The following is a 347-nucleotide window of genomic DNA, read 5'->3' as shown; positions in this document are numbered from 1 at the left end:
AGAAATGCCCGACGAACACATCGGGATATGCAGTGGTAGTATTTGGTATCCGATAGGCTAACCTGCCGCTTCCTTGCTGTTGGCATAGTCCATTATTCTCAATCCATTGAGTATTACCTAAAGATAGACGGCGCAGCTCCTGTACGCCAGTTTGGGGTGGGTGTCTTTCAAAACTTGGTAAGCCAGCGTGCGTGTGTGGGTACGGCCGTTCAGATGCACCGTTGCAGACAGCTGGTTACCATTGGCATCGTAGCTGAAGGTCTCTGTCTGCGCGCCTTTAACCCGCTCATAGATAGCATGTAAGGGCTCACCTGCCTTGCCATACTTTTGTGTCCAGCCGTCTTTGC

The 347-nt window shown here is 51.3% G+C and carries 1 protein-coding gene and 1 pseudogene; both read right to left on the bottom strand.

The window, feature by feature from the left end; genetic code table 11:
* Positions 1 to 86 (bottom strand): annotated as a pseudogene (locus tag C3B51_RS23145) (transposase); the annotation flags it as partial.
* A gap of 31 nt (positions 87 to 117) precedes the next feature.
* Positions 118 to 347, bottom strand: a 230-nt coding sequence (locus tag C3B51_RS23745; protein ID WP_165389235.1) for a hypothetical protein, incomplete at its 5' end; no start/stop codon positions are given.

The organism is Pseudoalteromonas rubra, from assembly GCF_004212645.1.
Classification (GTDB): domain Bacteria; phylum Pseudomonadota; class Gammaproteobacteria; order Enterobacterales; family Alteromonadaceae; genus Pseudoalteromonas; species Pseudoalteromonas rubra_G.
Note: the sequence above shows the minus strand (reverse complement) of the source record. Positions and strands in the feature narration are given on the sequence as shown.